This window comes from Pedobacter sp. HMWF019 (genome assembly GCF_003061025.1).
Classification (GTDB): domain Bacteria; phylum Bacteroidota; class Bacteroidia; order Sphingobacteriales; family Sphingobacteriaceae; genus Pedobacter.
In genome coordinates this window covers 1-8135 of the sequence record NZ_QAIL01000403.1, presented here as the reverse complement: position 1 = coordinate 8135, position 8135 = coordinate 1, and the positions used below count along the sequence as shown (strand labels likewise).

At 42.3% G+C, this 8135-nt stretch carries 3 protein-coding genes and 1 pseudogene; all 4 read right to left on the bottom strand.

Features of this window, described 5'->3' with window-relative positions; all coding sequences use genetic code 11:
* Positions 1 to 1484, bottom strand: a 1484-nt coding sequence (locus DBR11_RS21750) for a PD40 domain-containing protein (protein WP_108554719.1), incomplete at its 3' end; no start/stop codon positions are given.
* 52 nt (positions 1485 to 1536) lie between these two features.
* Positions 1537 to 2505, bottom strand: a complete 969-nt coding sequence (locus tag DBR11_RS21745) for a type IX secretion system membrane protein PorP/SprF (protein ID WP_108554718.1) — start codon at positions 2503 to 2505, stop codon at positions 1537 to 1539.
* A 41-nt stretch (positions 2506 to 2546) separates the two neighbouring features.
* Positions 2547 to 3842, bottom strand: coding sequence for a gliding motility-associated C-terminal domain-containing protein (locus tag DBR11_RS21740; RefSeq protein WP_158275362.1), 1296 nt, complete (start codon positions 3840 to 3842; stop codon positions 2547 to 2549).
* Positions 3843 to 3900: 58 nt separating this feature from the next.
* Positions 3901 to 8135, bottom strand: a pseudogene (locus DBR11_RS21735) (collagen-like protein); the annotation flags it as partial.

Sequence of the window (8135 nt, the reverse complement as noted above, 5' to 3'; positions counted from 1 at the left end):
TCAGATTCCTGATCCAGATTAAACCTAAAATCACCAGTTTCATCAGTTTGTACCTTTAACGTTTGGCCATTGATTTTAGAAAGGGTAACTATTGCATTTGCCAATGGCTGCTTACGCGCGTTATCAAATAAACGACCGGTCAATTTTAAAGCAAAGGTCTGCAGCTCCTTAAAACTGTAGATATCGTCGCTGCCAAGCCCACCTGGTCTATTTGAGGTAAAATATCCAGTTAATGGCGAAGTTTTCAGATAAGTAAAATCATCTTGTGGAGAGTTTGTCGGATAACCCAGGTTTTTTGGTTCGGCAATTTTTCCAGGCAGTAACTGAGTTTTGAAAATATCGAGGCCTCCCATTCCTATCCTACCATCAGTACTAAAATAAAGATTATTCTCCTGATCAAGTACCGGCGTCCGTTCATTGCCTTCGGTGTTAATCTCCTTTAAATTTACAGGCAATCCCCAATCGCCAGCAGCAGTGCGCTGGCATACGTAAATATCTGTCCCCCCACGTCCATTCGGCATGTTAGATACGAAATAAAGACTGTTTCCATCTGCAGTAATAAATGGATCACCAACAGAGTAATCATCTACTTTGTTATATTTAAAAGGAACAGGATTTATCCATTTTCCATCCGCATCTTTTTTACTCGAATAAATCCCAACGTTAACGGTAGCCAATTTCCCATTAACATAAACCGGCTTTTCAGGTATTTTGCTTAAAGTAAAAAATACCTCATTCCCATCTTTACTAAAACTTGCCGGACCAACATGATAATCTGTATTTGCATTTAAATTGAACCTAAAAACACTATCCAGATTCGCATCTTTTTCATAAAGTCTTAAATAATGGTTGCCCGTCCATCCATAAACAGTCCGATCGGGTTTTTTAGCCCCATCAAACTTTAAGAACGGTCTATTTCCCGACACTTTATCGGCTGATGTATTTCCACGATCTGATGAAAAAACAATACTATTCCCATACACTGTAGCCCCCCAGTCTGACTGAGGGGTATTGAGTATCTTTTCATTGGTGATCACCACCGTTGTAGGGTTTTTCATCCAAACCCCAGCAGAATCGCAACTTAATATCCAACGATTTTGTTCTTTTATATCAACAGCCTTGTTTAATTCACCGTACTTCTGATATTGCCCTTTTGCTTCAGCATATTTCGAATTTTGCTGTAATGCTTTGGCATATTGAAGAACATTTTCCGGGTTGGTGTTGGGCATTCCGGCAGCAATTGCATACCAGCTTTCAGCTTGTTTGTAGTTTTTCTGATAGCTATAGGCTTGAGCCAGCCTTTCAGCCGCATGTAAGGTTGGTTTCTTTTTATAAGCCAGCTCATATAAATCAATCGCCTTATTGTAGTTGTAAAGCTCATACTCTTTATCGGCCTCAAGCAGCACATATTGAGCCAGAGCCGTAGTTTGATGGGCAAACAATATGCTGATAACGAGAAGTAGTCTGTAAATATTTTTTTTCATGTTTTTTCTTTTCCTCCTTACTGATTTAAAATACACCTGGCATTAGCAGAAATTAAAAATATCTCGGCGTCAGCATTCTCGTATTTTTTCTCTTGAATAGATAGGTTATTGAAATTTCATGGGTCCCTGAGCTATAACCTTGAAGTGGACCAATAGAAAAATCATATGCATAACCGATCCTAAAGTTTTCCGTCGGTAAAAATTGTATCACTGCAACGGCTGAATTCAGCTGACTCAAATTCTTTTGCAGGTAATCCTTATTGTACAATTTCACACCGGTACGGTAAGAACCCCCAATCCAGAACTTATCTCCTAATATCACAAAAGTGTTTAAATCCAAACTGGTTGGACCTGCCCTATCATCCTTTAGCAGAAAGGAGGGCTTTAATAAAACATCCTCGTTTAATGGAAACAATACTCCTGCAGTTAAATAATAATGTGGTTTTGGCTGCGCAATAAACGCATAACGCTTAATATCAATATATTGAGAAACCAGATTATCTGCCGATAGGCCCGCATAATAACGATTATTCGAAAAATAAACCCCTATTCTTGCATCGGGCAAAATTGTGCTTTGAACACCTGTTGGCTGATCTATTTCAGGATCGTTAGGATTTAACTTACTTCCATCAATCCCCAATTGAGTAGCACCCACACCAAGGCCAAAAGCCAATCTTGCAGAACCATCACTATTCATCGGTATCCTATAGGCATAATTACCAAACACGGATTCATTTTGCTGGGCACCTAAATGATCGCTTGAAATTTGCAGGGCAAGCCCAACATTTCCATTATTCGCAATAGCATCAACCGCTAAAGACATGGTTTTAGGCCCCCCGGTAATGCCAGTCCATTGATTCCGGTAAAATGCATGAACATTTAACTGCTCCTTATATCCGGCATAAGCTGGATTAATATAAATTCCATTAAACATATACTGGCTAAACTGTGCATCCTGCTGGCCTTTAACCAAATTGGAGAATAAAAGTAGCCCGGTAATTATCTGTAATATTCTTTTCATGTTTTTCAATTGCGATGGATGATTTCTTGCCCACTTGAAACTTATTTTTTAAAAGTCCTTATTAAAGTGATGTACCCTTTAAATACCTGCCATTCACTTCCAGTATTTTCCTTCACGCGAAGAACGTAATAGTAGGTACCTTCGTTCAATCCCTCTCCAGTCCAGTCATTCCGGTAATTATTGGATTTATAAACCTGGTTGCCCCAACGGTTTACAATAATCAGATCATTCTGAGCAAACTGTTCTAAACCTCGTATTTCAAAAGCATCATTATTCCCGTCGCCATTAGGTGTGAAGAGGTTTGGAACAAATAATGCTGCCCCTGAAACAGCCAGTTTGGTAAAGAAACCTCCGTTAGCTTCAAAATCAGTAGAAACCACGATATCGTTTCGGGTATGTACCCCCTGAGATGGGTTAGAACTTTTTAAAAAGTCCCATTTCTCTCCGGTAACATAGCGGGAAATCGCTGCATTTTCATCTTTAAAAAGATTGCCGTTGGTCGCACGGTTGTGTTGCAGGGTCATAGATACTGTTGTTGCAGCCGAACCATAAATATGCCACACCCTATCCATACCTGTTTCAATATTTTTAATGGTTTTACCTGCACCAGCATAATCCTGCACACTTACATATAACTTACCTGCATTTTGAGGGGTTAATGTTGCCGGGGTATAATCACCTTCAGAAATACCTACTGGAAAAACAAATACATCTTTACCATCATATTCTTTGATCATATGACCGGCAATACTATTGCTGGTCACCACCATACGGTCCTTACTGTAACCAGTCATCTTTCCGCTGGTATTGAAAGCTAAATTCCGGCCATTTAAAATTACATCGGCACCATTTACCGCAAGATCCAAAGTCCCCCCGATATTTAAGGCAGCCGAAAGGGCTCCACTCGGATTAGCAGTTCCAAAACCTGGGTCACTAACATCATTCAGTACAATATTATCAGGATTACGATGTTCAAGCAAAAGGTTAATAAAGTCGGCATTGTTTCCATCAATATAACTTGGACCCGATGCCATTGAAGTATAAAATGGATTATCACCAGGATTGTAAATCACAATTTTACCCGAGCCCTTAAAAGTAGCCCCCGGTGCAATCCAAATATTCTTACTGTAAATTTCTAATATACCTTCAATTTGCCAAACTGCGTTAGGACCAAAATAAGTACCCTCACTGAAACGCTGTTCCGTTGTTCCGGCAGAAACTGTAATAACTGAATTATCAACAGTCATACTTCCAGAGCCATTTTGAGCAGCAACCCGAAATTGTATGCCAAACAGCAGGCTAAAAAAAAGGATAATTTGGTATCTATAGTTTTTCATTTTTATAAAATGATCTATTACTATTTTTAACTTCTGTACATTATGATCCTTCTTCTTATTATTGATTAACTCTTGTAATACTAAGAGAGCCAAGCGAAATAACATTAGATGCAACTGCACTACAACTAAACCGTACCCTAATTCGATCCCCAGCTCCCAAAAGCCCAGTCCAATTCAATGAATTCCCATTGGCTATCTCTGTAGCATTTTTGCTAGCTTGAGTATCCTGCATCAAATTCAGCCAAGTAGCACCATTGTCTGTACTTCTCTGAAAAGAAGCAATTGTGTTCCAGGAGTTATTTGTTTCGGAAGCTACTGTATGTGTGTGTGAGGTCTGCATACTAAGTACGAATATGCCTCCCATAGTAGCAGGAACTGTAAAAAAGTTGTTGTTCGGATCAGATGTATCCCAGGCATTGTAAACATCTAAATTTTCAACAGAAAACCTACCTGTAAATGTGCCTCCATTTATGGTTTGAGCTCCGGGTACCCCTGCACTTACCAATAATTTAGGAATTCCCGCATCTGTTGACACACCCGGTACATATCCCAAAACCCCGTTGGCATCAACAACTACTGTTCTTGTTGCAGTAAAAGTTTGATCTTGTGTGGCAGAGGCGGACCCGTTTGATTGTGTGTTTATAGCATTTATTGCGCCATTAAGAGGTAAACCTCTGAATCTTGCTATACCATTCAAGTCTAGTTTTTCCGTAGCAGATGCATTATTAATACCCAAATTCCCTGTTGGCGTAACAGTCGCTCTGATTACTCCATTTGTTTTAAATATAAGCGGTTGAGGTCCCGTTGTTCCAATAGACAAACCTGTAGATCCGGCGCCAGAAGAATTTATTTGTGCTAAGCTACCCGCATCTGTATATAACTCAAGCGTACTGGCAGTTCCGGCTGATCCACCAGTCATACCTAATGATCCCCGGGTGCTACCTGTTGCAGCCAATCTACCTTGTGTACCCGCATTATTTATTAAAATAGTATTGCTGTTTCCAGTAAATCTAAGGATGTTATTGTTTGTAGTTACAGTTCTTGTAGCTGCTAAGGTTCCATCATTAGTGTAAAGGTTGTTATTTAGATCAACGATTGCAGCAGTTTTTAAAACCCCGTCTGTATCAGCTATCACTATCCTGTCTGTTGCAGTATTTCCTGCACTACCAAAAATATCGCGAATACGTACATTTCCTGCACCTACATCTAATTTTTCAGAAGGAGATATAGTACTAACACCAATATTTCCGTTACCAGTAATACGCATTTTTTCGATACCATTAGCTCCACCACCTATAGAGGTACTAAAAGTAATAGGTGCCGCCGTTGTAGTATTGCTGGTTCCCAAATATAAGCTGGTACTATTGCCACCGGCGGATATTTGTGCATTAGAGTTCTTAAATTGTTGAATAAATAGGTTACTGTCATCTCCACCATACATAGATAGCGAAGCTCTTCCACCAGAGCCAGATTGGTTCATGCTACCATCGGCACTCCAGAAGGTTTGTTGTTCTATACCGTTAAAAGTTAGCTGATGATTGTTAAGTCCAAGCGTTCGATTTGATGTAAGTGCCCCATCAGCATTATAAATATTAACAAAAGATGATTGGGAAATTGATCTTAATACACCTGTAGTCGGATCTGTAACAACAAGATTATCGCTATTTGAACCAGTTTGTAAGCCTTTAACAGCTAAAGTATTAGTAGCATCCGTTACTATTTCAGTAGCTCTAATTAACCCACCACCTAACTGAATATTATCTGCGGTTTTAGTTAAACCATTATCTGCAGTTACAATAGCTGTAGTCCCTGCCACACCTTGAACTCCTTGTGGGCCAGCAGCACCTGCATCTCCCTGTGGACCTTTAATGTTACCATTTGAAACCCAGGTCGTGCCATTATAAACATAGGTTTCACCCGTAGTCGTATTGATATAAGTATCACCAGTAGCTCCTGTACCTGTCGGAGCAGTAGTACCACTGGTTACCGATTTTCCATCAGCCCCATTTGTACCGTTTGTTCCATTTGTCCCTGCAGCACCTTGAACCCCTTGTGGGCCTGTCGCACCGGCTGCACCTGCATCTCCTTGCGGGCCTTTAATATTGCCATTTGAAACCCAGGTTGTGCCATTGTAAACATAGGTTTCGCCTGTAGTGGTATTGATATAAGTATCACCGGTAGCCCCTGTTCCTGTCGGAGCAGTAGTACCGCTGGTTACCGATTTTCCATCAACTCCATTTGTTCCGTTTGTACCGTTAGTTCCCGCAGCACCTTGAACACCTTGTGGACCAACTGCACCTTGTGGGCCTGTCGCACCGGCTGCACCTGAATCTCCCTGTGGTCCTTTAATGTTGCCATTTGAAACCCAGGTTGTGCCATTATAAACAAAGGTTTCACCCGTAGTCGTGTTGATATAAGTATCACCAGTAGCTCCTGTACCTGTCGGAGCAGTAGTACCACTGGTTACGGATTTCCCATCAACTCCATTTGTTCCGTTTGTTCCATTTGTCCCTGCAGCACCTTGAACGCCTTGAACCCCTTGCGGACCAACTGCACCTTGAGGGCCTGCAGCACCTGCATCTCCCTGTGGACCTTTAATATTACCATTAGAAATCCAGGTCGTACCATTATATACATAAGTTTCACCTGTAGTCGTATTGATGTAAGTATCACCAGTAGCTGCTGTACCTGTCGGAGCAGCAGTACCGCTGGTTACCGATTTACCATCAACTCCATTGGTACCGTTTGTTCCATTTGTCCCTGCAGCACCTTGAACCCCTTGTGGACCAACTGCACCTTGCGGACCAGCAGCACCTGCATCTCCCTGTGGACCTTTAATATTACCATTTGAAACCCAGGTCGTGCCATTATAAACATAGGTTTCACCTGTAGTGGTATTAATATAAGTATCACCGGTTGATCCTGTACCTGTCGGAACAGTAGTACCACTGGTTACGGATTTCCCATCAACTCCATTGGTACCGTTTGTTCCATTTGTCCCTGCAGCACCTTGAACCCCTTGTGGACCAACTGCACCTGCATCTCCTTTTGGACCTTTAATATTGCCATTTGAAACCCAGGTAGTGCCATTATAAACATAGGTTTCACCCGTAGTCGTGTTGATATAAGTATCACCAGTAGCTCCTGTACCTGTCGGAGCAGTTGTACCACTGGTTACAGATTTTCCATCAACTCCATTGGTACCGTTTGTTCCATTTGTCCCTGCAGCACCTTGAACGCCTTGAACCCCTTGCGGACCAACTGCACCTTGCGGGCCAACTGCACCTTGCGGGCCAGCAGCTCCTGCATCTCCCTGTGGACCTTTAATGTTACCATTTGAAACCCAGGCCATACCATTATATACATAAGTTTCACCTGTAGTCGTATTGATGTAAGTATCACCAGTAGCTGCTGTACCTGTCGGAGCAGCAGTACCGCTGGTTACCGATTTACCATCAACTCCATTGGTACCGTTTGTTCCATTTGTCCCTGCAGCACCTTGAACCCCTTGTGGACCAACTGCACCTTGCGGACCAGCAGCACCTGCATCTCCCTGTGGACCTTTAATGTTACCATTTGAAACCCAGGTTGTGCCATTGTAAACATAAGTCTCACCTGTAGTCGTGTTGATATAAGTATCACCGGTTGATCCTGTACCTGTTGGAACAGTAGTACCACTGGTTACTGAGGTACCATTCGTGCCGTTTGTCCCTGCAGCACCTTGAACCCCTTGTGGACCAACTGCACCTTGAGGGCCAGCGGCACCTGCATCTCCCTGCTTACCTTTGATGTTACCATTTGAAACCCAGGTCGTGCCATTATAAACATAGGTTTCACCCGTAGTCGTGTTGATATAAGTATCACCGGTTGATCCTGTACCTGTCGGAGCAGTTGTACCGCTAGTTACCGATTTTCCATCAACGCCATTTGTTCCATTTGTTCCCGCAGCACCTTGAACGCCTTGAACCCCTTGCGGACCAACTGCACCTTGAGGGCCAGCAGCACCTGCATCTCCCTGTGGACCTTTAATATTACCATTAGAAATCCAGGTTGTGCCATTATATACATAAGTTTCACCTGTAGTGGTATTGATGTAAGTATCACCAGTAGCTCCTGTACCTGTTGGAACAGTAGTACCGCTGGTTACTGAGGTACCATTCGTGCCGTTTGTGCCGTTTGTCCCTGCAGCACCTTGAACTCCTTGTGGACCAACTGCACCTTGAGGGCCTGCAGCACCTGCATCTCCCTGTGGACCTTTAATATTACCATTAGAAATCCAGGTCGTACCATTGT

Bases quoted from the DNA above. Each gene is read 5' to 3' on its own strand.
- DBR11_RS21745 (WP_108554718.1), bottom strand. From the start codon at position 2,505: ATGAAAAGAATATTACAGATAATTACCGGGCTACTTTTATTCTCCAAT.
- DBR11_RS21740 (WP_158275362.1), bottom strand. From the start codon at position 3,842: ATGAAAAACTATAGATACCAAATTATCCTTTTTTTTAGCCTGCTGTTT.